The sequence below is a fragment of the Pseudomonas sp. Emmai genome (assembly GCF_055179735.1).
The window spans coordinates 4,935,706-4,960,673 of record NZ_CM143685.1 but is presented as its reverse complement, the minus strand read 5'-3'; the positions used below and the strand labels follow the sequence as shown (position 1 = coordinate 4,960,673).

At 62.0% G+C, this 24,968-nt stretch carries 23 protein-coding genes and 7 pseudogenes; 6 read left to right on the top strand and 24 right to left on the bottom strand.

Annotated features, from left to right (window positions below; translation table 11 throughout):
- Window positions 1-8: 8 nt before the first annotated feature.
- The 7 genes from ACY4LX_RS22890 to ACY4LX_RS22860 are packed head-to-tail and all read right to left on the bottom strand — an operon-like array spanning window position 9 to window position 6,522.
- Window positions 9-1,055: an ABC transporter substrate-binding protein gene (locus ACY4LX_RS22890; protein WP_463257929.1), complete on the bottom strand. Its 1,047-nt coding sequence runs from the start codon at window positions 1,053-1,055 to the stop codon at window positions 9-11.
- A gap of 18 nt (window positions 1,056-1,073) precedes the next feature.
- A complete protein-coding gene (locus tag ACY4LX_RS22885) occupies window positions 1,074-2,189 on the bottom strand; it encodes an NAD(P)/FAD-dependent oxidoreductase (RefSeq protein WP_463257928.1) in 1,116 nt (371 codons plus the stop codon).
- Window positions 2,186-3,541, bottom strand: coding sequence for an FAD/NAD(P)-dependent oxidoreductase (locus ACY4LX_RS22880; protein WP_463257927.1), 1,356 nt, complete (start codon window positions 3,539-3,541; stop codon window positions 2,186-2,188). The genes ACY4LX_RS22885 and ACY4LX_RS22880 overlap by 4 nt, the downstream gene beginning before the upstream one ends.
- Complete coding sequence (locus ACY4LX_RS22875; protein ID WP_149661955.1) at window positions 3,538-3,828, bottom strand: (2Fe-2S)-binding protein; 291 nt, start codon at window positions 3,826-3,828, stop codon at window positions 3,538-3,540. Before ACY4LX_RS22875 ends, ACY4LX_RS22880 begins: the two co-directional genes overlap by 4 nt.
- 7 nt (window positions 3,829-3,835) lie before the next feature.
- Window positions 3,836-4,630, bottom strand: coding sequence for an ABC transporter permease (locus ACY4LX_RS22870; RefSeq protein WP_133838737.1), 795 nt, complete (start codon window positions 4,628-4,630; stop codon window positions 3,836-3,838).
- A 6-nt stretch (window positions 4,631-4,636) separates the two neighbouring features.
- Window positions 4,637-5,506 carry an ABC transporter permease gene (locus ACY4LX_RS22865; RefSeq protein WP_149661954.1) on the bottom strand — a complete coding sequence of 290 codons (870 nt, stop codon included), beginning with the start codon at window positions 5,504-5,506 and terminating at the stop codon, window positions 4,637-4,639.
- Window positions 5,503-6,522 carry an ABC transporter ATP-binding protein gene (locus ACY4LX_RS22860; RefSeq protein ID WP_463257926.1) on the bottom strand — a complete coding sequence of 340 codons (1,020 nt, stop codon included), beginning with the start codon at window positions 6,520-6,522 and terminating at the stop codon, window positions 5,503-5,505. The genes ACY4LX_RS22865 and ACY4LX_RS22860 overlap by 4 nt, the downstream gene beginning before the upstream one ends.
- A gap of 245 nt (window positions 6,523-6,767) precedes the next feature.
- On the opposite strand from ACY4LX_RS22860, the gene ACY4LX_RS22855 reads away from it, so the two are divergent.
- Window positions 6,768-7,604, top strand: a complete 837-nt coding sequence (locus ACY4LX_RS22855) for an IclR family transcriptional regulator (RefSeq protein ID WP_149661952.1) — start codon at window positions 6,768-6,770, stop codon at window positions 7,602-7,604.
- Between the two features lie 118 nt (window positions 7,605-7,722).
- On the opposite strand, the pseudogene ACY4LX_RS22850 reads toward ACY4LX_RS22855, so the two are convergent.
- The 10 genes and pseudogenes from ACY4LX_RS22850 to ACY4LX_RS22805 form a co-directional block, all read right to left on the bottom strand.
- Window positions 7,723-7,809: pseudogene (locus tag ACY4LX_RS22850) on the bottom strand (anti-sigma factor); the annotation flags it as partial.
- Between the two features lie 127 nt (window positions 7,810-7,936).
- Window positions 7,937-8,029: pseudogene (locus ACY4LX_RS22845) on the bottom strand (anti-sigma factor); the annotation flags it as partial.
- A gap of 119 nt (window positions 8,030-8,148) precedes the next feature.
- A complete protein-coding gene (locus ACY4LX_RS22840) occupies window positions 8,149-8,277 on the bottom strand; it encodes a hypothetical protein (protein WP_463257925.1) in 129 nt (42 codons plus the stop codon).
- 83 nt (window positions 8,278-8,360) lie between these two features.
- Window positions 8,361-8,453 (bottom strand): annotated as a pseudogene (locus tag ACY4LX_RS22835) (anti-sigma factor); the annotation flags it as partial.
- Window positions 8,454-8,572: 119 nt separating this feature from the next.
- A pseudogene (locus tag ACY4LX_RS22830) lies at window positions 8,573-8,665 on the bottom strand (anti-sigma factor); the annotation flags it as partial.
- Window positions 8,666-8,784: 119 nt separating this feature from the next.
- Window positions 8,785-8,877, bottom strand: a pseudogene (locus tag ACY4LX_RS22825) (anti-sigma factor); the annotation flags it as partial.
- 119 nt (window positions 8,878-8,996) lie between these two features.
- A pseudogene (locus tag ACY4LX_RS22820) lies at window positions 8,997-9,089 on the bottom strand (anti-sigma factor); the annotation flags it as partial.
- Window positions 9,090-9,208: 119 nt separating this feature from the next.
- Window positions 9,209-9,301: pseudogene (locus ACY4LX_RS22815) on the bottom strand (anti-sigma factor); the annotation flags it as partial.
- Between the two features lie 119 nt (window positions 9,302-9,420).
- The gene (locus tag ACY4LX_RS22810) at window positions 9,421-10,173 is read right to left on the bottom strand and encodes an anti-sigma factor family protein (RefSeq protein ID WP_463257924.1); all 753 of its coding nucleotides are present in this window, start codon (window positions 10,171-10,173) and stop codon (window positions 9,421-9,423) included.
- Window positions 10,170-10,676 (bottom strand): RNA polymerase sigma factor, encoded by a 507-nt coding sequence (locus tag ACY4LX_RS22805; protein WP_463257923.1) that lies wholly within the window; start codon window positions 10,674-10,676, stop codon window positions 10,170-10,172. The genes ACY4LX_RS22810 and ACY4LX_RS22805 overlap by 4 nt, the downstream gene beginning before the upstream one ends.
- A 312-nt stretch (window positions 10,677-10,988) precedes the next feature.
- On the opposite strand from ACY4LX_RS22805, the gene ACY4LX_RS22800 reads away from it, so the two are divergent.
- Window positions 10,989-12,074, top strand: coding sequence for a catalase family peroxidase (locus tag ACY4LX_RS22800; protein ID WP_463257922.1), 1,086 nt, complete (start codon window positions 10,989-10,991; stop codon window positions 12,072-12,074).
- Window positions 12,071-12,616 (top strand): cytochrome b, encoded by a 546-nt coding sequence (locus ACY4LX_RS22795; RefSeq protein WP_463257921.1) that lies wholly within the window; start codon window positions 12,071-12,073, stop codon window positions 12,614-12,616. The genes ACY4LX_RS22800 and ACY4LX_RS22795 overlap by 4 nt, the downstream gene beginning before the upstream one ends.
- A 108-nt stretch (window positions 12,617-12,724) precedes the next feature.
- Here the strand turns inward: ACY4LX_RS22795 and ACY4LX_RS22790 are convergent, their stop codons facing one another.
- Window positions 12,725-13,951 carry an MFS transporter gene (locus ACY4LX_RS22790; protein ID WP_463257920.1) on the bottom strand — a complete coding sequence of 409 codons (1,227 nt, stop codon included), beginning with the start codon at window positions 13,949-13,951 and terminating at the stop codon, window positions 12,725-12,727.
- Window positions 13,952-14,046: 95 nt separating this feature from the next.
- Between ACY4LX_RS22790 and ACY4LX_RS22785 the strand changes: the two genes are divergently transcribed.
- The gene (locus tag ACY4LX_RS22785; RefSeq protein ID WP_463257919.1) at window positions 14,047-14,493 is read left to right on the top strand and encodes a winged helix-turn-helix transcriptional regulator; all 447 of its coding nucleotides are present in this window, start codon (window positions 14,047-14,049) and stop codon (window positions 14,491-14,493) included.
- A gap of 46 nt (window positions 14,494-14,539) precedes the next feature.
- Here the strand turns inward: ACY4LX_RS22785 and ACY4LX_RS22780 are convergent, their stop codons facing one another.
- Complete coding sequence (locus ACY4LX_RS22780; protein WP_463257918.1) at window positions 14,540-15,691, bottom strand: M14 family metallopeptidase; 1,152 nt, start codon at window positions 15,689-15,691, stop codon at window positions 14,540-14,542.
- 483 nt (window positions 15,692-16,174) lie between these two features.
- Window positions 16,175-16,516 carry a DUF6124 family protein gene (locus ACY4LX_RS22775; RefSeq protein WP_149661944.1) on the bottom strand — a complete coding sequence of 114 codons (342 nt, stop codon included), beginning with the start codon at window positions 16,514-16,516 and terminating at the stop codon, window positions 16,175-16,177.
- A gap of 132 nt (window positions 16,517-16,648) precedes the next feature.
- Here ACY4LX_RS22775 and ACY4LX_RS22770 point away from each other — a divergent pair, with 132 nt between their 5' ends.
- Complete coding sequence (locus ACY4LX_RS22770; RefSeq protein ID WP_463257917.1) at window positions 16,649-17,299, top strand: LexA family protein; 651 nt, start codon at window positions 16,649-16,651, stop codon at window positions 17,297-17,299.
- Window positions 17,300-17,338: 39 nt separating this feature from the next.
- Here ACY4LX_RS22770 and ACY4LX_RS22765 read toward each other — a convergent pair whose 3' ends face one another.
- The 4 genes from ACY4LX_RS22765 to ACY4LX_RS22750 form a co-directional block, all read right to left on the bottom strand.
- Window positions 17,339-19,288, bottom strand: coding sequence for an acetyl/propionyl/methylcrotonyl-CoA carboxylase subunit alpha (locus tag ACY4LX_RS22765; protein ID WP_463257916.1), 1,950 nt, complete (start codon window positions 19,286-19,288; stop codon window positions 17,339-17,341).
- Complete coding sequence (locus tag ACY4LX_RS22760; RefSeq protein ID WP_149661941.1) at window positions 19,288-20,100, bottom strand: gamma-carboxygeranoyl-CoA hydratase; 813 nt, start codon at window positions 20,098-20,100, stop codon at window positions 19,288-19,290. Before ACY4LX_RS22760 ends, ACY4LX_RS22765 begins: the two co-directional genes overlap by 1 nt.
- A 13-nt stretch (window positions 20,101-20,113) precedes the next feature.
- Complete coding sequence (locus ACY4LX_RS22755; RefSeq protein ID WP_149661940.1) at window positions 20,114-21,718, bottom strand: carboxyl transferase domain-containing protein; 1,605 nt, start codon at window positions 21,716-21,718, stop codon at window positions 20,114-20,116.
- Window positions 21,719-21,823: 105 nt separating this feature from the next.
- Window positions 21,824-22,987 carry an isovaleryl-CoA dehydrogenase gene (locus ACY4LX_RS22750; protein ID WP_463257915.1) on the bottom strand — a complete coding sequence of 388 codons (1,164 nt, stop codon included), beginning with the start codon at window positions 22,985-22,987 and terminating at the stop codon, window positions 21,824-21,826.
- 237 nt (window positions 22,988-23,224) lie between these two features.
- Here ACY4LX_RS22750 and ACY4LX_RS22745 point away from each other — a divergent pair, with 237 nt between their 5' ends.
- Window positions 23,225-24,922 carry an AMP-binding protein gene (locus ACY4LX_RS22745; protein ID WP_463257914.1) on the top strand — a complete coding sequence of 566 codons (1,698 nt, stop codon included), beginning with the start codon at window positions 23,225-23,227 and terminating at the stop codon, window positions 24,920-24,922.
- Window positions 24,923-24,968 lie beyond the last annotated feature (46 nt).

Sequence of the window (24,968 nt, the reverse complement as noted above, 5' to 3'; positions counted from 1 at the left end):
TGGGTTTACTAGCGCTCAATACTCCGATTCCACCGCGCATTCCACGCCGGGCGCTGTTCGTTCACCTGGTCCCAATCCACCGCAATCGCTGTCTGCAAATACTGCTGCATCGCCTCGACCTGCCCCCGGGTCTTGTCGGTAGTCGGGGTGTTGGGGTTGGACGGGATCTGGTCGCCATCTTCCAACGCAGCGGCTTGTGCGTCCGGTGTCAGCAGGAACGCCGCGAGTTTTTGCGCTAGTTCCGGCTGGGTGTTGTTGGCGATCGCACATTCGGCGACGTTGAGCACCACGGCGCCTTCTTTGGGCTGCGCATATTCCACTGGCATGCCCTTGAGTTTCAGCGCGGTGACCTGGGTTGGCGTCAGCGGGAACAGCGCGGCTTCGTCGGTTTGCAGCATTTCCGAGATCTTCGCCGAGCTTGGGATGTATTCCAGCACGTTGCGCCCCACGGTGTTCGGCCAGGCCTTGAAGCCCGGTTCGACGTCGGTTTCGCTGCCGCCCTGAATCCGGTTGAACATCAGGAAACCGTGCAGGCCGAAGGTCGAGGAGGCCATGGACTGGAACACCACTTTATCCTTGAAACGCGGGTCGGCCAGGTCCATCCACGAGGTCGGCGCGGCCCAGCCTTTTTCCTTGAACAGCCGGGTGTTGTAGGCCAGCCCGGTGACGCCGAGGCTGACCGCCACGGCTTGATCCTTGATCCGGCCCTTGGCCGGAATCTGCGCCAGGGTCGGGCTGTCCTGGAGTTTGTCGCACAGGCCCATGGAGATCGCGCGGTACATGATGCCGTCGTCGAGGAACATCACGTGCAGCTGCGGGTTGCCTTTGCTGGCCTGGACCTTGGCCAGGATGTCGGCGGATGTCCCCGGCACGATCACCACTTTGACGTTGTTGGCTTTCTCGAACACCGGCAGCACCTTGTCGGCGTAGAGCCGCTCCATGGTCCCGCCGTTCATGCCCAGGTAAAGCGTCGGTTCGGCCTGGGCCTGGGCGACCGTGAGCAGGGCGCCCATGCAGGACAACCCGAGCAGTGCAGTGCGTTTGACGTTATTCATTGGCGCGACCTTCCTCTATCAAGCAACTGGGATGGAGTGAAACCGGGTGATGGAAAACGCATCCAGCGACGTTTTTGACGCGCCGCTGCAGATGATCTCGGTGAGCGCCTGGCCCACCGCCGGGCCGATCTGGAAACCGGCGCCGGCAAAGCCAAACCCGTGCAACAGACCGGGCTGGGTGCCGCTGTGCCCGATCACCGGTTGGCGGTCTGGCAGATAACCTTCGGTGCCGCTCCAGGTGCGAATCGCCTGGGCACCTTCAAGAAACGGGTAGAGTTCGACCGCTTGCCGCAGGATCTCAAGCACGGCGATCTGACCCGGCCGGGCGCGGGCGTCGTCGAGGGCAAAGCCCTGGCCGCCGCCCAACACACAGTTGCCGCGTGAGACCTGGCGGGCGTAAATGCCGCCACCCTCGACCCCGGTGCTGGCGTTCATCACCAGCGGCAGCGGTTCGGTGACCAGCATCGCCGGGTGGCCGGCGTGCATCGGCACGGCTTCGCCAAACTGTTCGGCGAGTTTGCCGGCCCAGGCTCCGGCGCAATTCAGCAGCCACGGTGCGCGGAATTCGAGGCCGCTCGCGGTGCCGACGTGAAAAAGCTGGCCGTCGTGTTCAACCCGGGTGACGGCGCATTGCTCATGAATCTGCGCACCATGGCGCCGCGCCGTTTGGGCAAACGCCGGGGACACCAGTCGTGGGTTGGCGTGGCCGTCATCGGGACAGAAGGACGCACCGGCTGCCACGTCGCCGACCCACGGAAACCGTGCGCGCAGCTCATCGCGTTCGAGGATCTGCAAGTCGAGACCGAACCCCTGGCTGCTGGCGGCGTAGTCCTGCAAGGCGCGCAGGTCGTTGAGGCTGCGGGCCAGTTTCAGATGGCCGCTGCGCTGGTACTCACCATCGATACCGATCAACTGCGGCAATTGTTCCCAGAGTTCGTGGGCCTGTTGCGACAGCGGCAGTTGTGACAACGGCCGGCCCTGACGGCGCACGCCGCCGTAGTTCACGCCGCTGGAATGGGAGCCGCAAAAGTCTCGCTCCAGCAGCGCCACACGGCGCCCGGCCTTGCTCAGAAACAGCGCGGCCGAGGCGCCGACAATCCCGCCGCCGATGATGATGGCGTCGACTTCGATCATGGCTTGACCTCCAGGCCAAACGGCAGCGGTTTGATCGGGGACTGCGCGCGCAATCGGCCGATCTGCGACACGGGACGTTGGCTTTCGCAGGCAATTATTTCCGCCGCTGCGGCCCCGCACATCCGGCCCTGGCAACGCCCCATGCCGACCCGGCAATGCGCCTTGACCCGGTTGATCTCCCAGTGGCCTTCGCGCACAACCTGGCGGATATCACCGGCGCGGACTTCTTCGCAGCGGCAGACGATCAGGTGGTCGGCGGTGTTGGCGGCCCAGTCTTCGGGGAAGGCGAAGGCTTGCTCCAGTCCTTTGCGGAACGTTCCGATCGTTTGCAGTGATTGTTCAAGGGCCGCGGGGCGCTCGGTCGGGATCAGGAAACCGCTGTCTGCAAGCAGGGCCAACGCGGCGCGTTCACCGGCCATTTCCGCCGCGTCGGCGCCCATGATCCCGGCGCCGTCACCGGCCAGGTACACCTCGGCGACACTGCTGCGACCGGCGCTGTCCCGTCGGGGCAGCCAGGCGCGGTTGAGGGGGTTCCAGGCAAATTCGCAGCCGAGCAGGTCGGCGAGTTGGGTTTCGCTGCGCAGGCCATGGGCGAAGGCGACAGCGTCGCAGTCGATTTGCTGTGAGCCTTTTTGATTGCGCCAATTCAGCGACTGCACCCGTTGTTCGCCGTTGACCTGAACGAGGCTGGCGCCTTGATGCACCGGGATGCCGTGGGCGGTCAGCCAGCTGCGGTAATAGATGCCTTTGGCCAGGGTCGCCGGTTGTGTCAGCAGGCCGGGCAGGGCGCGGACCTGGGCGCCGAAGGGTGAACTGTCGAGCACCGCCAGCACTTTCGCGCCGGCCTTGGCGTACTGGTAGGCGACGAGGTACAGCAACGGTCCGCTGCCAGCGAACACCACTCGCTCACCGATGGCGCAGCCCTGAAACTTCAGCGCAATCTGCGCCGCGCCGAGGCTATAAACCCCCGGCAAGGTCCAGCCCGGCACCGGCAGAATCCGGTCGGTGGCGCCGGTGGCGACGATCACCCGGGAGAACGCCAGGCGTGTGGCGCGGCCATCCTGCAACGTGTCGAGCGCACCGGCCTCGGCGTTCCACACCAGGGTTTCCGGGCGGTAGTCGAGTTGCTCGCGCAGGACGTCGAGGGTTTGATGGATCGCCTTGGCTTTGTGCGCTTCGAAGCCGTAGAGCTTGGCTGCCGAGCGCGTGAAGTTTGCCGGTTGCCGCCGATAAATCTGCCCGCCGCCGCGCGCGGCTTCGTCCAGCAGGATCGGACGCACGCCATGGGCGACCAGGGTTTGTGCGGCACGGATACCCGCGGGACCGGCGCCGACGATGATCACGGGATTCATACCAAACGCCCCGGCTCACGGTTGATCTGTTGCCCGGCTTCGAGCAGCGTCGAGCAGGCCCGCACCCGGCGGCCATCGCCCAGGCGCACCCAGCAATCCTGACACGCGCCCATCAGGCAGAACCCGGCGCGGGGCTCGGCGCTGAAGTCGCTGCCGCGCAGGTGGTCGCTGCAGGTCAGCACGGCGGTCAGCACGGTGTCGCCGAGCAGGGCGGTGGACGGTTGGCCGTCGAGGACGAAGTCCAGGGCCGGGCGGTCGCCTTCGGCCAGTCGTTTCAGCAGAGCCATGGCGCCCTCATTGTTTGCCCACCAGGACCCGATCCAGGCCATAGACCCGGTCGAGCAGAATCATCGTCAACGCCGTCAAACCAATCACCAGTGCCGACACCGCCGCCATCATTGGATCGATGGACTCAGTGGCGTACACATACATGCGCACCGGCAAGGTTTGCGTGGCCGGCGAGGTGACAAAAATCGACAACGTCACCTCATCGAAACTGTTGATAAACGCCAGCAACCAACCCCCGGCCACACCGGGCAGAATCATTGGCAACGTGATTTGCCTGAACAGCGTGAACCGCCCGGCGCCCAAGGATTGCGCGGCGTGTTCGGCGCTGCGGTCCAGGCCAATCGCCGACGCCAGCACCAGCCGCAGCACATACGGCGTGATCACCAGCACATGGGCAAAGATCAGCCAGCCGAAGCTTCCATTCACGCCCATCAGCGCAAACAGGCGCAGCAGTGCGACGCCCAGAACCAAGTGCGGAATGATGATCGGCGACAGGAACAAACCGTTGAAAAAGCCCCGCCCAGGAAACTCATAGCGAGTGATGGCTAACGCCGCCGGCACCGCAATCAACGTCGCCAGCGTCGCGGCGCAGAACGCCAGGATCAGGCTGTTGTAGAACGCATCGACGAAATCGGCGCGCTCGAATACGGCGCGAAACCAGCGCAACGAGAAGTTTGTAGTGGGCAGGCTCAGGGTGTTTTCCGGGGTGAACGCCACCAGGCACACCACCACCAGCGGCGCGAGCATGAACAGCACCACCAGGGCATGAAACAGCAGGGCGAAAGGACCGTTTTTGGACATGTCGAGTTATCCCAATGACTTCTTGTAGCGGCCTTCGATCATCCGGTTCCACGACAGCATGATCAGCAGGTTGAGCAGCAACAGGGCCACGGCAATCGCCGCGCCCATCGGCCAGTTCAGCTCCGACAGGTACTGGTCGTAGATCAGCGTGGCGACCATTTTCAGACGACGGCCGCCGAGCAAACCGGGAATGGCGAAGGAGCTGGCAGCAAGACCGAACACGATCAAGGTGCCGGACAATACGCCGGGCATGATTTGCGGCAGCACCACTTTGCGCATGACGGTGAGGTGGCTGGCACCGAGGGACAGCGCGGCTTGCTCGGCGGCCGGGTCGAGTTTCTGCAGCGAGGTCCAGACCGGAATGATCATGAACGGCAGCATCACATGGACCAGTGCAATCACCACCGCAAACGGCGTGTACAGCAGCTTCATCGGCGAGCCGCCGAAGGCTTGCAAGGTCTGATTGACCAGGCCGTCGGCACCGAGCAACAGGCTCCAGCCAAAGGCGCGCACCACCACCGAAATCAGCAGCGGGGTGAGGATCAGAATCAGGAAAATCGAACGCCACGGCGCGCCCATGCGGCTGAGGATGTACGCCTCTGGCACGCCGATTAGCACACAGAGCAGCGTGGTCAGGCCGCTGATCCAGAAGGTGCGCAGGAAGATCTCGTAGAAGTACGGATCCCCCAGCAGGCTGCTGTAGTGGTCGAGGGTGTAGGCGTTGCCGTTGATGCCGGAGTTGTAGTCGAAGACGTTGAACGACAACACCAATGTCAGCAGCAACGGAATGACCAGCAGGCACACGTACAAGGCCAGGGCCGGTGCCGACAATAGATAGCCTTGGCGTCCCTGGCGGGCGGCGGCGAGCAGACTCATGCCGGCACCTCGTCGACACTCAACACCCGCAACAGCGCCGCGTCCCAGTCCAGGCCCACCGCCGTGCCTTCGGCCAACGGTGCCGAGCCGTCGTTGCGACGCACTACGCTGAGTTCGCCCAGGGGCGTGGAGACGCCGTACAGCCATTGGCTGCCGAGGAAGAAGCGGCTGACGATCTGACCTTGCAAACGGCCGTGATCTTTATCCCGCAGATCGATTTTTTCCGGGCGCAGGCTCAGGGTCAGATCACCGCCGCTGCGCACTTGAACAATGCCGGCGCCATCACGCTCGCCGGGCAGTAGATTGGCCTTGCCGACAAACCCGGAAATGAACTCGGTGCGCGGATGTTCATAAAGGGTGTACGGCGCGTCGATCTGGGTGATACGCCCGGCCTGCATCACCACCACGCGGTCGCTGATGGACAGCGCTTCGGACTGGTCGTGGGTGACCATCAGCGTGGTAATGCCGACTTCGCGCTGGATGCGGCGGATCTCGAATTGCATCTCTTCGCGCAGGTTGGCGTCGAGGTTGGACAGTGGTTCGTCGAGCAGCAAAACCGGCGGTTCAATCACCAACGCCCGGGCCAACGCGACGCGCTGACGCTGACCGCCGGACAGTTCCCGTGGATAGCGTTCGGCGTGTTGATTGAGGCGCACCAGTTTCAGGACGCGATCAACCCGTTGCTGCAACTCGGCGTTGGGCACTTTGCGCATCCGCAGGCCGAAGGCAACGTTGTCTTGCACGCTCATGTGCGGAAACAAAGCGTAACTCTGGAACACCACGCCCAGACCACGGCTGGCGGGTTTGGCGTGGGTGATGTCGCGACCGTCGAGCACGATGCGTCCGCTGCTGACGTCGACGAAGCCGGCGATCATTTGCAGGGTGGTGGTTTTGCCGCAGCCGGAAGGGCCGAGCAGGGACACGAACTCGCCTTTTTCCACCGAGAGGTTGGTGGCGACGACGGCATCGATTTCGCCGTAGCGTTTACCGAGGTTTTCAAGTTGCACGAAGGCCATAGCTGCGCTCCACCTGAGATTGTTATGCGCGGCCTTGAGGTCGCGCTTTTTTGTATGGGCAGATACGAAAGGATGATGCGGGGTGCGTTGGCGCTCGACTTGGGTCGGCTGCCGCTGTTGTTCGAATCGCCCCTGTATGGACGCAGAGTAGGACGAAGAATAGGATGCGCTCAATGGCCTATTTCACTGAAGCGATGACTATTTTCAGTTTCATTCGGTGAGTAAATTTATTGTCGAGAAAACCCATGCCTGATTCCACTGAGCGGAACGAAACAAAAAATGAAGTCGGTGTCGGCGCCGTCTCACGCCTGTTTGCGGTGCTGCGTAGCCTCGGCGATACGGTGGAGGGTGGTGAGCGCGTGACGCAACTGGCCCAGCGCATCGGTTTATCGCAACCGACGACGCATCGTTTGCTGCGAAGCCTGATGGACGAGGGCATGGTCGAGCAGGATGCGCGCACTAAACGCTATCGCCTGAGTCTGGATTTCTTTGCCCTGGCGGCCCGTGCCGGCAACACCGGCAACCTGCGGGAACTGGCGCGCCCGGCGTTGCTGCGGCTGTCGGCGTCGTTGGGGGATTCGTTGTTTCTGCTGGCGCGCAGTGGTTTTGACGCAATCTGCCTGGACCGCAGTGAGGGGCCGTTTCCGATTCGTACCTTTACCGGCGACATCGGCGGGCGGGTGGCGTTGGGTGTGGGGCAGGGGAGTCTGGCGATCCTGGCGTTTCTGCCGGAAGAAGAGCGGGATACGGTGATTCACTACAACCTGCCACGGCTCAAGGACTTCCATTTGTATGACGAAGTGTTCCTGCGCTCGGAGGTCGAGAACGTGCGGGCGCTGGGGTATGCCGGGCGTAACACGGGGGTGTTGCAGGGCATGGCCGGGGTGGCGGTGCCGATTCTGGATCGTGACGGGCGGGCGGTGGCGGCGTTGAGTGTGGCGACGGTTAGTGATCGACTGGGGCCGGATCGGTTGCCGACGGTGGTGGAGATGTTGAAGCGTGAGGCGGCGCTGATCGGGCCAAGGATTAATCCGTTTGATCCGTTGTTGCGCAGGCCCTCGCAAGTGTTTGGGCAGGCCTGATGATCGTTCCCACGCTCCGCGTGGGAATGCCTCAAGGGAAGCTCCGCGTTCCAGCGCCGGGAAGGGACGCGGAGCGTCCCGGGCTGCATTCCCACGCGGAGCGTGGGAACGATCGGGGTCAGAAGTTCACGGTTTGCTTGAGCATCCGCGCCGCCGCCGTGTCGCTCGGGCTGACCATCGCATAGTTATACCCGGCCCCTGACCACAGTATTGTTGATCGTTCCCACGCTCCGCGTGGGAATGCCTCAAGGGACGCTCCGCGTTCCAGTTTCGGGAAGGGACGCGGAGCGTCCCGGGCTGCATTCCCACGCGGAGCGTGGGAACGATCGGGGTCAGAAGTTCACGGTTTGCTTGAGCATCCGCGCCGCCGCTGTGTCGCTCGGGCTGACCATCGCGTAGTTGTACCCGGCGCCTGACCAGTATTGTTGATCGTTCCCACGCTCCGCGTGGGAATGCCTCAAGGGACGCTCCGCGTTCCAGCTTAGGGAAGGGACGCGGAGCGTCCCGGGCTGCATTCCCACGCGGAGCGTGGGAACGATCAGGGTCAGAAGTTCACGGTTTGCTTGAGCATCCGCGCCGCCGCCGTGTCGCTCGGGCTGACCATCGCATAGTTATACCCGGCCCCTGACCAGTATTGTTGATCGTTCCCACGCTCCGCGTGGGAATGCCTCAAGGGACGCTCCGCGTTCCAGCTTCGGGAAGGGACGCGGAGCGTCCCGGGCTGCATTCCCACGCGGAGCGTGGGAACGATCAGGGTCAGAAGTTCACGGTTTGCTTGAGCATCCGCGCCGCCGCTGTGTCGCTCGGGCTGACCATCGCATAGTTATACCCGGCCCCTGACCAGTATTGTTGATCGTTCCCACGCTCCGCGTGGGAATGCCTCAAGGGACGCTCCGCGTTCCAGCTTAGGGAAGGGACGCGGAGCGTCCCGGGCTGCATTCCCACGCGGAGCGTGGGAACGATCGGGGTCAGAAGTTCACGGTTTGCTTGAGCATCCGCGCCGCCGCTGTGTCAGTCGGGCTGACCATTGCGTAGTTGTACCCGGCGCCTGACCAGTATTGTTGATCGTTCCCACGCTCCGCGTGGGAATGCCTCAAGGGACGCTCCGCGTTCCAGCTTCGGGAAGGGACGCGGAGCGTCCCGGGCTGCATTCCCACGCGGAGCGTGGGAACGATCAGGGTCAGAAGTTCACGGTTTGTTTGAGCATCCGCGCCGCCGCTGTGTCAGTCGGGCTGACCATTGCGTAGTTGTATCCGGCCCCTGACCAGTATTGTTGATCGTTCCCACGCTCCGCGTGGGAATGCCTCAAGGGACGCTCCGCGTTCCAGCTTCGGGAAGGGACGCGGAGCGTCCCGGGCTGCATTCCCACGCGGAGCGTGGGAACGATCAGGGTCAGAAGTTCACGGTTTGTTTGAGCATCCGCGCCGCCGCTGTGTCAGTCGGGCTGACCATTGCGTAGTTGTACCCGGCGCCTGACCAGTATTGTTGATCGTTCCCACGCTCCGCGTGGGAATGCCTCAAGGGACGCTCCGCGTTCCAGCTTAGGGAAGGGACGCGGAGCGTCCCGGGCTGCATTCCCACGCGGAGCGTGGGAACGATCGGGGTCAGAAGTTCACGGTTTGCTTGAGCATCCGCGCCGCCGCCGTGTCGCTCGGGCTGACCATCGCATAGTTATACCCGGCCCCTGACCAGTATTGTTGATCGTTCCCACGCTCCGCGTGGGAATGCCTCAAGGGACGCTCCGCGTTCCAGCTTAGGGAAGGGACGCGGAGCGTCCCGGGCTGCATTCCCACGCGGAGCGTGGGAACGATCAGGGTCAGAAGTTCACGGTTTGTTTGAGCATCCGCGCCGCCGCTGTGTCAGTCGGGCTGACCATCGCGTAGTTGTACCCGGCCCCCGACCAGTACTCGGCCTGCAACTCGCCATCGCTGCGACTGCCTCGCGGCAGCAGGTAGTTTTTCGGGCCTGGCGGGCGGACGTAGAAGCTGATCTTGTGCCCGACCGCATCCTCATAAACCACCATCGCCGCCGGCCCTTGCTCGGTGCTGAGCAAGCGTCCGCTGACCGGTTTGAAACCAGCCCCCGCCAGGTCCGGCAAGCGGTTAGCCTGGGTGAAGTAACGGTCGAGCCAGCGCTGCATGTCGCCGTCATCACTGACCTTGTAGTCCGCCGGCAACATGCCTTGCTGGGCAAACAAGCGGTAGGCCTGCATCGCATCGGCCATCGGCGCCTGGGTGCTGAGCAGGGTCATTTCCCGCGCCTGCCAGCCACTGATGCCGCCGACGCTGACCGCGATCAACAATACGGCAGCGCTGACCAGATGGCGCCGGGATTGGCGTTTGAGGCCCTGGCGAATCACCACGGGATCGAGGTCCGGATTGGCCGGTTGCTGCAACGCGCCGCTTAACGCCGCGCGCAGTTGTTGAGCGTCTTGCTGCCAGGCCCGCACTTGTTCGGAAACTTCTGCATTGCTGGCCAGAAAAGTCTCCACCAGATGTCGGTCGGCCTCGTTGAGTTGGTGATCGACGTAGGCGTGCAGGTCACGCTCGCTTGGGGGCATGCTGATCATTTGAGTCTCCGCAGGGAAGGGCGGCTGATTTTGCCATCGCTGAGTTCGCGCAAGGCCTGGCGGGCGCGGGACAGGCGGGACATCACGGTGCCAGTCGGGACGCCGAGAATCTCGGCGACCTCTTTATACGTCAGGCCTTCCACCGACACCCACAGCAGCAGGGCGCGCTGTTCGGTGTTGAGCTGGTCGAAGGCTTGCAGGGTGGTTTGGGCGATCACGGTGCGCTCGGCCGAGGGCTGGGCATCGTCACGTCCGGTAAAGAATTCAAGCATCCGCGCATAACGCCGGGAGCGCCGGTGCGCGTCGAGAAACTGCCGATAGAGGATCGAAAACAGCCAGGCCCGCAGATCGCCGTCGGGGCGTTTGTCGCTCCAACTCGACAGCGCCCGCTCGAGGCTGGCCTGGACCAGATCGTCGGCGCTGCTGGGGTTGCGCGTCAACGACACGGCAAACCGGCGCAATCTGGGAATGATTTCTCTGAGCTGTTCGTCGATATCGTTCATGAGTTTCTGACTAGTCACTACGCTAGGGGGAGTCAGGTCTCACAAATACGTTCCTTTTTGGCGGCGTCTGTTGTCGCCATACTGCGTTGCCGCTCCTCGCCATAGCGGGCTACGACTCGTCGCGGCGCCTTGTCTGGCAACAACAGCCACTCGCCAAAAGGAACGTATTTGCGAGACCTGACTCCGGGAAGACGCCCGGCACCTGAGGTTATTCCACGCCCGAAAAAATAAATACCGGCCGATGGAATAAACCTGCGCGGGGTGCGTCTGCTTGGTTCTTCTCACTTGTGGCCGATGGCCCTGGAGTCTTTCATGGTAGATCGCTCAACACCGCCCAACCGGCCGCCGCTGAGTACCGCCAGCCTGACCGCGCGCCTGGCCGGTATCGCCGTCATCGTTGCGGCCGTGGCCGGGGCTTTTGCCTACGTCAACGGCACCTTCGACCCACAACGCCTGACGCCGAAAAAACTGATCAACGTGCTGGAAACCAACAACGGCGTGCACCCGGGGTTCCGGCGTAATCACTCCAAAGGCGTGTGCGTGATCGGCCACTTCGAGAGCAGCGGCGAGGCCCGCAGCTATTCCACTGCCCAGGTGTTCAATGACGCGCGGACCCCGGTGGTCGGACGTTTCGCCCTGCCGGCCGGCAATCCTTATGCGCCGGACTCCGCCGTGCCGATCCGCAGCCTGGCGCTGCGTTTCACCCAGGCCAACGGCCAACAGTGGCGCACCGGGATGAACAGCATGCCGGTGTTCCCGGTGGGTACGCCCGAGGCGTTCTATCAGTTGCAGCAGGCGCAATCGCCGGATCCGGCCACGGGCAAGTCCAATCCTGCGGCGGTGCCGGCATTCTTCGGCGCGCACCCGGAAGCTGGGCCGTTTCTGGCCTGGATCAAGACGGCCAAGCCTTCGGCCAGTTACGTGACGGAAACCTACAACAGCATCAACGCGTTTTACCTGGTGAATGCGTCCGGGCAGAAGCAGGCAGTGCGCTGGAGCATGGTCCCGGTGGCCCAGGACGCGGCGGGTGCCACGGCGCCTGAAGGTGCCGATTTCCTGGAGAAGGACCTGGTGCAGAAAATTGCCGCAGGACCACTGCGCTTCAAGTTGAACATCACCCTGGCCAACCCTGGTGATCCGGTGAATGACGCCAGCAAGACCTGGCCCGAGGGCCGCAAAGTGATCAACGCCGGGACTCTGGTGCTCGACGCAACCCAGCCGCAACTCAACGGCGAGTGCCGCGACATCAACTACGACCCGCTGGTGTTGCCGGCCGGGATCGAAGGTTCCGACGACCCGTTGCTCGCCGCGCGCTCCGCCGGATACGCCAGTTCCTACCTGCGTCGCACCAGCGAAGTGAATCAGTTGCCCGCCGCCAAACAGGAGGCTCAACAATGAGCGCCCAACCCAAGCATTTCGTCCCGCTGGCGCGCCTGCTGCACTGGCTGATGGCATTGATGGTCATCGCGATGCTGTTTATCGGCGCGGGCATGGTGGCCTCGGTGTCCGAGCGTCATGAATGGCTGATCCACCTGCACAAACCCTTGGGCATTGCGATTCTGCTGCTGGTGATCGTGCGCCTGGCCGTGCGCTTTTCTACCCAACAGCCACCGCTGCCGGCGGACCTGCCGGGTTGGCAGGTGCTGGCGGCCAAGGCATCCCATGTCTTGCTGTACGCCTTGATGCTGATTTTGCCGCTGCTGGGCTGGGCGATGATTTCGGCGGCGGGGGACCCGGTGATGCTCAGCACTTCACTGCAATTGCCGTCGATTGTGCCGGCGAATGCTCAGGTGTTTGCGGTGCTGCGCAAGGCCCATGGGTATCTGGCGTATCTGCTGTTTTTGACGGTACTGCTGCATCTGGCGGCGGCGTTGTTTCATGGCTGGGTGCGTCGTGATGACGTGCTGGACAGCATGTTGCGGGGTAAGGATCGCAGCTGAAAGGCCTCTTGCTGAACCATTGTGGCGAGGGAGCTTGCTCCCGCTGGGCTGCGAAGCGGCCCCAAAACCAGACAGCGCGGTGTATCTGAAACACCGCGTTGCATGGGGTTACGACTGCTGCGCAGTCGAGCGGGAGCAAGCTCCCTCGCCACAGGATTGAGGTGTCTTGGCGGGCAGCGTTCGCCACCAATAGATCAGCGCCACGGCATTGATTCCGGCACCCAAACAGCACACACCCATCCATCCGCCCCACGCATACATCGCCGTCGAGCCAATCGAGCCCAACGCGCTGCCGATCGAATAAAACAGCATGTACCCGGCCGTCAGTCGACTTTGCGCTTCGGGGCGCACGCTGTAGATCATGCTCTGGCTGGTGACGTGCACCGCTTGCAAGCCCAGATCCAGAGTAATCACCCCAAGTAGGAGCGCCCACAATGAGGATTGGGTGAAGGCGATCGGCAGCCACGACGCGAGCATCAGTAACAGCGAAAGGCCGCTGGTCCATTGCCCCAAGCCACGATCAGCCAGATGACCCGCGCGAGCCGCCGCGAGTGCACCCGCCGCGCCGGCCAGTCCGAATAATCCGATTTGTGTGTGGGACAACGACAACGGCGGGGCGCTGAGCGGCAACACCATCGGCGTCCACAACACCATGGCGCTGGCGAAGGTCAGCAGGGCGAGGATCGCCCGTTGACGCAGCACCGGTTCTTCCTTGAACAAAGTGAAGACCGAGCCGATCAGCGCGCTGTAAGACTGGCTGGTTTGTGCGTTTTCCTGTTTGGGCAGGACGCGAAACAACAGCAGCGCCATCAATAAGGTCAACCCCGCCGACAGCAGATAAATCGAGCGCCAGCCGGCCAGATCGGCCATGCCGCCCGCCACGGTGCGCGCGAGCAAAATGCCGACAACGATGCCGCTAGTGACCACGCCCACCACGCGTCCGCGCTGGGCGGGAATCGCCAGGGTTGCTGCGTACGCCACCAACACCTGCGTCACTACCGCGAGCAAACCGGTCAACGCCATGCCGATCAGCAGCCAAACGCTGTTCTGCGCCAGCGCGATCATCAGCAACGCCAGCGCCGACAACAGTGTTTGCATGACGATCAGACGCCGCCGATTGAGCAGATCCCCCAGCGGTACCAGCAGCAACAGGCCCACGCCGTAACCGACTTGAGTCAGGGTGACGACGATGCCGACGGTTGCCGGGTTCATGGAGAAAGCCTCGGCCATGGCATCGAGCAGCGGTTGGGCGTAATACACGTTGCCGACGGCCAGGCCGCAAGCGACAGCGAACAGCAGCACCACGCCGCTGTTCAAGGGTTGGTTAGGCTTCATGCCAGACTCCTTATGTGGTTTCAAAATAAAACCACTTGTACGGTAGAGAGGCTGGTTTTATATTGCAACCACATTTGTTGGCAGCGAGCGCAATCATGGTCAAACGTACAAGCATGGAAGGCGCCGAATGTCCGGTCGCCCGCTCACTGGATGCCATCGGCGATTGGTGGTCGTTGCTGATCGTGCGCGATGCGTTTGACGGTATTCGCCGGTTTGGCGAGTTCCAGCGCAATCTGGGCATGGCCAAGAACATCCTCTCGGCGCGCCTGCGCACGTTGGTGGCCCACGGGATTTTTGATTTGGTGCCGGCGTCGGATGGCAGCGCGTATCAGGAATACGTGCTGACGCAGAAGGGCAAAGGCCTGTTTCCGTTGATCATCGGTTTGCGGCAATGGGGCGAGGCGTTTTTCTTTGAGGCGGGGGATGCGCATTCACGGGTGGTGGATCGTGAACAGGGGCGGCCGGTGCGGCCATTGGAATTGCGCGCCGAGGACGGGCGGTTGTTGGGGCCGGAGGATTGTGTGCGGGTGGCGGCCGAATAAAGATCGCGCCTTCGCAGGAGCTGCCGAAGGCTGCGATCTTTTGGTCTTAGCGCAGGGTATCAACCATCTCCGCAATGGTCGTCAAAACGTCTTTACCCAACTGCTTGGAGCGCTTGCCTGACCAACCCGTCAGCGCATTCGGCGCATCGTTGTTGTCCTTGAACGGCATTTCCAGGGTCAGCGCCAGGCAGTCAAACTTCTGGCCAACGCTGTTGCAGGCCAGCGTCATGTTGGCTTTGCCCGGCAAGTCGCGGGTGTAGCCATGCTTGGTCTGGAAGTCTTTGGTCAGGTGTTTCAAGTGATCGCGGAAGTCGGTTTCGAGCTTCTCGAGTCGCGGCGTATAGCCTGGGTTGCCTTCGCAACCGGCGGTGAACACGTAGGGGATTTCTTCGTCGCCGTGAATGTCGAGGAACAGATCGACGCCGTACTTTTCCATTTGCTGCTGTACGAAAAAGACTTCCGGGCTGATTTCCGGGCTGGCGCTCTGCCAGGCACGATTGAGGTCTTGGCCCATGGCGTTGGTGCGCAAGTGACCGTGGAAGGCGCCGTCCGGGTTCATGTTCGGCACCAGGTACAGGTCGGCGCTGGCCAGGAGTTTATTCAGTACAGGGTCGTCGTGTTTTTCCAGGCGCTCGATCACGCCTTCCATGAACCACTCGGCCATGTGCTCGCCCGGATGCTGTTGCGCGATGATCCAGACTTTGCGCTGACCTTCGGCCCCGGTGCCTTTGCGCAGCAGTTGAATGTCGCGACCCTCGGCGCTTTTACCGGTGGCCAGCAACTCGGTGCCGGCCTTGGTCAGCGCCTGCTCGATCAGCCAGTCATGGCGACCGCGGCTATAAGGTTCGAAGTAGGCAAACCAGGCGTGGGTGGCGGTGGCTTCGAGGCTGAAGCGCAGGCAGTCGCCTTCGAAAATGGTCGGCACCCGGAACCAGTTGACGTGGTCGTAGGACGCCACGGCTTGATAACCGTCCCAGGCTTTGTGGTACGAGGATTTGCTGGCGTTGTTCAGGCGAAACCAATGCTCTTGACCGACATGCAGACCGCTGGCCTTGAAGTGGAACCACTGGAAATGCTGGCTGCGGGTGTCTGGTTTGATCGCCAGCAAGGCTTGCAACGGATTGCTGATGTCCAGCACTTCAATGTTGCCGCTGTCGAAATTGGCACTGATGTCGAAAGAGGATTTAGCCACGGTCATAGTCGGTTCCTGATTATGATTTTATGGCTGCTACTTTACACGCAAGGCGGGGATGAATCGGGGGAAATTACGGGGTGAAGCGGGGGGCGTCCTCCTTGACGCGGAAGCAGCTTAGAGACTGTGTGATTGATTCTCAAGTGCTAATTTGGATTAGTTTGGCCCAATGTAGCCGGGCTTCTCTTGCCAGCAGATATTCTTTTGATATCATTCCGCCCATCGAATTAGCAGCACCTACAGTCTTCATTAGCCTGAAGCCAAAGCCAGAATAACTGGCAAAAAAAAAGACCCGGCAAAAAGCCGGGTCAAAAACCGTGATTAGCCTGATGAGGAGATAGTCCAGGAGACCGACCTAAGGTCCTCTGGTCCATCGACTGATCTCGCGACCAGCTGCGTGCAATAATAATCATTCTCGTTTGCAAGTCAAATGATTTTATTTGCGCGATAGGAAAATTCTTTCCTGTCCTCCTCGAAAACACGTTCGTTTCATTCGTTCTGATCGCCATCCAGGGATCGATCGACCATCGCCTGCGCCATATCAATCATGTGCACCACCGAAAACGCCAGCGCCCGTTTTGCGCCTTGCTGGTTGTCGGCGGCTTCCTGGGCGGTAGCGGCGGCACAGCGCAGCAGGTCGGAGGCATGAACCAACGCTTCTTCACTGCTGATGTTGCGGTTGACGTCGAAAAAGCGCGCCGGGATTTCCACTTCTGAAACAGTTGGTTTCAAGTAATAGTCCAGCGCCCGCTGCGCGGCGGCACAGCCTTTTGGCGAGGTGAAAGTGGTGTCGAACTGCATGTCTGGCACGTCGTGGCTGGGGTTGGTCATGGTACTGGGTGAACTCCGTGTGAGTGATTCAGATCCGTGAACACATCCTAGTACTAACTGTATTTGTGACCAGAATTTAAATACTACAATTTGTGTTTTGATGGCCGGAGGCGTCCACGTATCGTGCCGCACATGGATAAATGGATTGAATTGGTCAAGGCCAAAATGAGTGAGCTCAGCGTCACTCAAGACGAACTCGCAGATCGCCTCGGGATGTCCCAGGGCGGCGTCGGCCACTGGCTGAACAAACGCCGCGATCCTGGCATCGTCAACATGAACCGCGTGTTGAAGGCGCTGGGCATGGACTTTCTCGAAGTGGCGCTGGTGATCCGCGAACGGCTCATTCTGGAAGAGGAGGAGATGCCGCTTGCGCTTAAGTACAACCCCTACTTCCGCTACCCGGTCAGTGACTGGAAGGAGCCGGCGCAGCTGCGCGACGGTGAGCTGACGGTGTATCGCAAGGACGAACGCTACGAGCTGACCGACTATCACGCCCAAGGCCCGGCCTTCTGGCTGAGCGTGGTGGGCGACGCGATGACCGCCCCCACCGGCATCAGCATTGCCGAGGGCATGATGATCCTCGTGGACCCGGCCATCGTGCCGGAACCCGGAAAACTGGTGATCGCCCAGTGGCCGGACAGCGCCGAGGCGACCTTTCGCAAGCTGATCGAAGAGGGCGGGCAGCGTTACCTGGTCCCGCTCAATCCGACCTATCCGAAGGCCCTGTTCACCGACGAGTGCCGAATTATCGGCGTAGTGGTTCAGGCATCCGCCAAATTCTAATCAGATCGGTCCTCGCAACGCGTAGGACCGATCGTCATTTCACGCTTCTTCCAGCTCCACCAACGCACTGCCTTCGCTGACCATCTCGCCTTCCTGGCAATACAGTGCCTTGATCACCCCGGCATGGGGCGCACGAATGCTGTGTTCCATCTTCATCGCTTCCAGCACCACCAGTTGCGCCCCGGCTTCGACCGTTTGCCCGGCCTCCACCAATACCCGCACGATGCTGCCATTCATGGGCGCAGTCAGGCCGCCCTGGTGGCTGTGACTGGATTCGACAGCAGCAATCGGGTCGTAAGTCTCGACCCGGCGCAATTCTCCTTCCCACTGCAGATACAAAACGTCGCCACGGCGGATCGCCCGATGCTGGCGGCGCACGCCGTTGTGTTCGATCACCAAGTGATCGCCCTTGAGTTGCGCGGTGCTCACATCGCCCAAGGTCAAGGCGCGATCCTGGCCTTCGCAACTCAAATGCAGGTTGATTTCTTTCGGCAGCCCGGCACGCAAGCCACTGTTGATCGCCCACGGCGAACTCGGGTCATCGGCCCGCAACACCGACGGTTGCCCCTGCGCAAACGCTTGGGCCGCCGCTTGCCAGAATTCATCGCTGAGGTCCGAAGGTGCTGGCAGCAGTTGCTCCTGATAACGGGGAATGAACCCGGTATCCAGCTCCGCCGCCGCAAACGCCGGATGGCCGACGATACGCCGCAGAAAGTTGATGTTGGTCTTGAGCCCGCCGATGGCGAACTCATCGAGCATGCTCAACAACCGCAAACGTGCCTGTTCACGGTCCTCGCCCCAGGCAATCAGCTTGCCGAGCATCGGGTCATAGAACGGCGAGATCTCATCACCTTCCTCGACACCGCTGTCCACCCGGCGCCCCGGCCCTTCGACCGATTCGCGGTACAAATCCAGCCGCCCGGTCGCCGGCAGAAAATCATTGCCGGGGTCTTCGGCATACAGCCGCACTTCAATCGCATGGCCGATCAGCGGCACCTGATCCTGGGTCATCGGCAACGCCTCACCGCGCGCCACACGAATCTGCCAGGCCACCAGGTCCAGGCCGGTGATGGCTTCGGTGACCGGGTGTTCAACTTGCAGGCGCGTGTTCATCTCCATAAAGAAGAACTCGCCGCGCGAATCCAGCAGAAACTCCACGGTACCGGCACCGACATAGCCAATCGCCTGGGCCGAACGTACCGCCGCTTCGCCCATGGCGCGCCGCAGTTCCGCGCTCAGGCCTGGGGCCGGCGCTTCTTCGACGACTTTCTGGTGCCGGCGCTGGATCGAGCAATCCCGTTCATTCAAATACAGGCAGTTGCCGTGCTGATCGGCAAACACCTGGATTTCCACGTGGCGCGGCTTGAGCAGGTACTTTTCCACCAGCATCCGCGAATCGCCGAACGACGACTGCGCTTCACGCTGGGCCGAGGCCAGGGCTTCGGCCAGTTGGCTGACGTCCTCGACCACTTTCATGCCTTTACCGCCGCCACCGGCCGTGGCCTTGAGCAGCACCGGGTAACCGATGCGTTCGCAGGCGTCGCGGAAAGTGTCGAGGTCCTGGGCTTCGCCGTGATAACCCGGCACCAGCGGCACGCCGGCGGTTTCCATCAAGGCTTTGGCTGCGGATTTGCTGCCCATGGCGTCGATGGCCGAGGCGGGCGGGCCAAGAAAGATCAGGCCGGCGGCTTCGATGGCGCGGGCGAATCCGGCGTTTTCCGAGAGGAAACCGTAGCCCGGATGGATCGCCTGGGCACCACTGGCCTGGGCGGCGGCGATGATTTTGTCGATTTTCAGGTAGCTGTCGGCGGCTTTGCTGCCGCCCAAATCCACGCGGATATCCGCTTCGCGGCAGTGGCGGGCGTCACGGTCGGTGGCGCTGTGCACGGCGACGGTGGTCAGGCCCAAGGCCTTGGCGGTGCGCATCACGCGGCAGGCAATCTCGCCGCGGTTGGCCACCAGCAGGGTGGTGAGGACAGGTGCGCTCATCAACGGGGCTCCTTGGTGGTTTCGGCTTGCCAGTTCGGCGGACGTTTTTGCAGAAAGGCGCGCAGGCCTTCCTGGCCTTCAGGGCTGACCCGAATGCGCGCGATGGCGTTTTCGGTGTAGCGCCGCAGCGCCGGAGTTAGTGCGCCGTGGCCGACTTCGCGCAGCAAGTCCTTGCTGACACGCATCGCCGCCGGGCTGTTGAGCAGCAGGTTGTCGATCCACTGTTCGACCTTCTGCTCCAGCTCGGCCACCGGATAACTCTCCGACAACAAGCCGATTTCCCGCGCCCGTTGCCCGCCGAATCGCTCAGCGGTCAGGGCATAACGCCGCGCCGCGCGTTCGCCGATGGCTTGCACCACGAACGGGCTGATCACCGCGGGCGCCAGGCCGATGCGCACTTCCGACAGGCAGAATTGCGCGTCATCGGCACCGATGGCCATGTCGCAGCAACTGATCAGGCCCAGTGCGCCGCCATAGGCCGCGCCTTGCACCACGGCCAGGGTCGGGATTTTCAGCTTGGCCAGGTTGTACATCAACTCCGCCAGTTCCCGGGCGTCGTCGAGGTTGGTGTGGTAATCGAGTTCGGCCGATTGCTGCATCCAGGCCAGGTCGGCGCCGGCGCTGAAATGCTTGCCGCGGCCACGCACCAGCAGGAATCGCAGGCTGGCATCGCCCGCGACTTTGTCCAAGGCGAGGATCAATTCGCGGATCATTTGGGCGTTGAACGCGTTGTTCTTGGCTTCGCGGCTGAGCCACAGGGTCGCGAAACCCCGTGGGTCGGTCAGCAGTTCGAGGGTGTTGAAGTCGGTCATGATGTTCTCCCGATCACATCCGGAACACGCCGAAGCGGCTCGGTTCGATTGGCGCGTTCAGCGACGCGGACAAGGCCAGCGCCAGTACATCTCGGGTCTGTGCCGGGTCGATGACGCCGTCGTCCCACAGCCGTGCGCTGGAGTAGTAGGGGTGACCCTGCTCTTCGTATTGGTCGAGGATTGGTTGCTTGATCTCGGCTTCCTGCTCGGCGCTGAAAGCCTGGCCGCTGCGTTCGGCCTGCTCGCGCTTGACCTGCACCAGCACGCCAGCCGCCTGTTCGGCGCCCATCACGCCGATCCGCGCATTCGGCCACATCCACAGGAAGCGCGGATCGTAGGCCCGCCCGCACATGCCGTAGTTACCGGCGCCGAAGCTGCCGCCGATGATCACGGTGAATTTCGGCACCTTGGCGCAGGCCACGGCGGTCACCAGTTTGGCACCGTGCTTGGCGATGCCGCCGGCCTCGTATTTCTGGCCGACCATGAACCCTGTGATGTTCTGCAGGAACAGCAATGGAATGCCGCGCTGGCAGGCCAGTTCGATAAAGTGCGCGCCTTTCTGCGCGGCTTCGGCGAACAGGATGCCGTTGTTGGCGAGGATCGCGATCGGGTAGCCGTGCAGGTGAGCAAAGCCGCAGACCAATGTGGTCCCGAACAATGCTTTGAATTCATCGAACACCGAACCGTCGACCAATCGCGCAATCACTTCGCGCACGTCGAACGGCTGCTTGGCGTCCGCCGAGACCACGCCATACAACTCATCGCTGCCGTACAGCGGCGCGATCGGCGCACGTTGTTGCAACTCGCCGAGCTTGCGCCAGTTGAGGTTGGCGATGCTGCGTCGGGCAATGGCCAAGGCGTGTTCATCGCTCTCGGCGTAATGGTCGGCCACCCCGGACACCTTGCAGTGCACATCGGCCCCGCCCAGGTCTTCGGCGCTGACCACTTCGCCGGTCGCGGCTTTCACCAGCGGCGGGCCGGCGAGGAAAATCGTCGCCTGGTTGCGCACCATGATCGCTTCGTCAGCCATCGCCGGCACATACGCGCCGCCAGCGGTGCATGAACCCATGACCACGGCAATCTGCGGAATACCCATCGCGCTCATGTTCGCCTGGTTGAAGAAGATCCGCCCGAAGTGCTCGCGGTCCGGGAACACTTCATCCTGACGCGGCAGGTTGGCGCCGCCGGAGTCCACCAGATAGATGCACGGCAAGCGGTTTTGCTGGGCGATGGTCTGGGCGCGCAGGTGTTTTTTCACGGTCAGCGGGTAATACGAGCCGCCTTTCACCGTGGCGTCGTTGGCAACGATCATGCATTCGACGCCTTCGACCCGGCCGATCCCGGCAATCACGCCAGCGGCCGGCACGTCTTCGCCGTACACGCCGTAGGCCGCGAGTTGGCTGATTTCCAGGAACGGCGAGCCCGGATCGAGCAGGCGGTTGATCCGCTCACGGGGCAGCAATTTGCCTCGTGAGGTGTGGCGTTCTTGCGCCTTCGGGCCGCCACCTTGCTGCACTTGGGCGAGCAGGGTGTGCAGGGCGTCGACTTGAGTGAGCATCGCCGCGCTGTTGGCGGCGAACTCCGCCGAACGGGGGTTGAGCTGGGTATGCAGGATCATGGGGGCTACTCCGTAGCAGCTTCGAGTTGCAAGCTACAAGCTACAAGTTGAAGAAGAGCGTGGTCCTCTTGCAGCTTGAAACTTGCCGCTTGCCGCTAACGAAATTTATTTCGTTTCGTTGAACAGTTCGCGACCGATCAGCATGCGACGGATCTCACTGGTGCCGGCGCCGATTTCGTACAGCTTGGCGTCACGCAGCAGACGACCCGCCGGGAATTCATTGATGTAGCCGTTGCCGCCGAGAATCTGGATCGCGTCGAGGGCCATTTGCGTGGCGCGTTCGGCGCTGTAGAGGATCACGCCCGCGGCGTCCTTGCGCGTGGTTTCGCCGCGCTCGCAGGCCTGGGCCACCGCGTAGAGGTAAGCGCGGCTGGCGTTGAGTTGGGTGTACATGTCGGCGACTTTGCCCTGGATCAGTTGGAACTCGCCGATGCTTTGGCCGAACTGCTTGCGGTCGTGGATGTACGGCACGATCAGGTCCATGCACGACTGCATGATCCCGGTCGGGCCGCCGGAGAGCACGACGCGCTCGTAGTCGAGGCCGCTCATCAGCACTTTCACGCCGCCGTTGAGCACGCCGAGGATGTTTTCTTCCGGCACTTCGACGTCGTCGAAGAACAGCTCGCAAGTGTTGGAGCCGCGCATGCCGAGCTTGTCGAACTTGTTGCTGCGGCTGAAGCCTTTTGAATCACGTTCAACGATGAAAGCGGTGATGCCGTGGGGGCCTTTTTCCAGGTCGGTCTTGGCGTAGATCACGTAGGTGTTGGCGTCGGGGCCGTTGGTGATCCAGGTTTTGCTGCCGTTGAGCACGTACTTGTCGCCGCGTTTGTCGGCGCGCAGTTTCATCGAAACCACGTCGGAACCGGCATTCGGTTCGCTCATGGCCAGGGCGCCGATGTGCTCGCCGCTGATCAGTTTGGGCAGGTATTTGGTTTTCTGTTCGTGGCTGCCGTTGCGGTTGATCTGGTTCACGCAGAGGTTGGAATGGGCGCCGTAGGACAACGCCACCGACGCCGAGCCACGGCTGATTTCTTCCATGATCACTACGTGGGCCAGGTAACCCAGGCCAGCGCCGCCGTACTCTTCCGGCACGGTGACGCCGAGCAGGCCCATGTCACCGAATTTGCGCCACAGGTCCGCAGGGAACAGGTTGTCGATGTCGATCTGGGCCGCGCGCGGGGCGATCTCCTTGGCGACGAAGGACTGAACCTGATCGCGCAGCATGTCGATGGTTTCACCGAGGGCAAAGTTCAGGGATGGGTAGCTCATGGGTCACCTTTTGGCTTTTTTGTAGGGTGGGGAGGGCAGTGATTCAGCTCTCACCTTTACGTTAACGTAAGCCTGTGACGAATGGCTGTCAATCACCCTTTACGTTAACGTCAACTTGAGCGACTCTGTAGGCGCAAAGCATGCTCGCGAAGAACGATAACGCGGTCTTACAGTGACTCCGCAGTGCTCCTATCGCAGGCAAGCCATGCTCCTACAATAAAGACAATAGGGGTCGTCATGGATCAACCCAGTGCAAACCCGCAGCGCAGCTACACCCGTGGTTCCCAGGACAAAGCCTTGCTGGCGATGACCATCGGTGAAAAGTTCGATCACACGGTCGCGCAATACCCGGACGGGGAGGCGCTGGTCGTGCGTCATCAACAGCTGCGCTACACCTGGCAGCAACTGGCCGAAACCGTGGACCTGCACGCCCGGGCACTGCTGGCGCTGGGTTTGCAGACCGGCGACCGCCTCGGCATCTGGGCGCCGAATTGTGCGCAGTGGTGCATCAGCCAGTTCGCCAGCGCGAAGATCGGCGTGATCCTGGTCAACATCAACCCGGCCTATCGCAGTTCCGAACTCGAATACGTACTGAAGCAGTCCGGCTGCCAATGGCTGGTCTGCGCCGGGGCCTTCAAGACCTCCGACTATCACGGGATGCTGCAAGGCCTTGCGCCAGAGCTGGCAGAGCAATCCATCGGTCAACTTCACAGTGAACGATTGCCGGACCTGCGCGGCGTCATCAGCCTGGACGCCCAGCCACCTTCGGGTTTCCTGCCGTGGTCGCAACTCGCCGATCTGGCGGCCAGCGTCTCGGTCGAGCAGCTGCACGAACGCCAACGCAGCCTGCATTTCGACCAACCGGTGAACATCCAGTACACCTCCGGCACCACCGGTTTCCCCAAAGGCGCGACCCTCAGCCACTACAACATTCTCAACAACGGTTACATGGTCGGCGAAAGCCTGGGTCTGAGCGCCGATGATCGGCTGGTGATCCCGGTGCCGCTGTATCACTGCTTCGGCATGGTCATGGGCAACCTCGGCTGCATCACCCACGGCAGCGCGATGATTTACCCCAACGACGCCTTCGATCCATTGCTGACCCTGACCACCGTCGCCGAAGAGAAAGCCACCGCGCTTTACGGTGTGCCGACCATGTTCATCGCCATGCTCGATCATCCGCAACGCGCGCAATTCGATCTGTCGACCTTGCGCACCGGGATCATGGCCGGGGCGACGTGCCCGATCGAAGTGATGCGCCGGGTCATCAATGAAATGCACATGAGCGAAGTGCAAATCGCCTACGGCATGACGGAAACCAGCCCCGTGTCTTTGCAGACCGGTCCGTCAGACGAACTGGAACTGCGCGTCACCACCGTCGGCCGCACCCAGCCGCAACTGGAAAGCAAAATCATCGACGAGGCCGGCAACCTGGTGCCGCGCGGCACGATTGGCGAGCTGTGCACCCGGGGCTACAGCGTGATGCTCGGTTACTGGAACAACCCGCAGGGCACAGCAGAAGCCATCGATCAGGCCGGCTGGATGCACACCGGCGACCTGGCGAGCATGAATGACGAAGGCTACGTGTGCATCGCCGGGCGCAACAAGGACATGATCATCCGTGGCGGCGAAAACGTTTATCCGCGAGAGCTGGAAGAGTTCTTCTTTACCCACCCGGCGGTGGCGGATGTGCAAGTGATCGGCATTCCCTGCTCGCGTTACGGCGAAGAGATCGTCGCCTGGATCAAGTTTCATCCGGGCCACAGTGCCACCGAAGACGAGCTGAAAACCTGGTGCAAGTCGCGCATTGCGCACTTCAAGACGCCGCGGTATTTCAAGTTTGTGGAAGAGTTTCCGATGACGGTGACGGGCAAGATCCAGAAATTCCGGATGCGCGAGATCAGTATCGAAGAGCTACGCGAAACCAACGGCTAAACACCAACCCTGTAGGAGCAAGGCTTGCCCGCGAAGGCGTCGTGCC